This window comes from Anaerococcus tetradius ATCC 35098 (genome assembly GCF_000159095.1).
Classification (GTDB): Bacteria; Bacillota; Clostridia; order Tissierellales; family Peptoniphilaceae; genus Anaerococcus; species Anaerococcus tetradius.
In genome coordinates this window covers 1-324 of record NZ_GG666370.1, presented here as the reverse complement: position 1 = coordinate 324, position 324 = coordinate 1, and the positions used below count along the sequence as shown (strand labels likewise).

The 324-nt window shown below is 25.6% G+C and carries 1 protein-coding gene; it reads left to right on the top strand.

What is annotated here, in order from left to right; genetic code table 11:
* Positions 1-324, top strand: a 324-nt coding sequence (locus HMPREF0077_RS10225) for a hypothetical protein (RefSeq protein WP_004837954.1), incomplete at both ends; no start/stop codon positions are given.

The window sequence follows — 324 nt, the reverse complement described above, 5'->3', positions numbered from 1 at the left end:
AAAAATAAGATAGATGAAAAAATAATTTCAATAAATCAAATTGAAGATAGAATTTTTGATGTATTAGTTAAGGATAAAGTTTTAGAAAATGAAATTATAAAGGCAAGAGAAAACTTAGGAAATAATACCTTAGCAAGTTTTAACTCTGTATTCCAAAGAGAATATGCAAAAATCATGAGAGAAGTTGCCGATAAGCAAGGAAATCTTCCAGATGATATGAAGTCAATAGATAAGGTTAAAGAATTAAGTCTTAGAACCCAAAATAGATATAGACAGTATTTATATAATTCACTTGAAAACAATATAGAAGATGATAAGGAGATA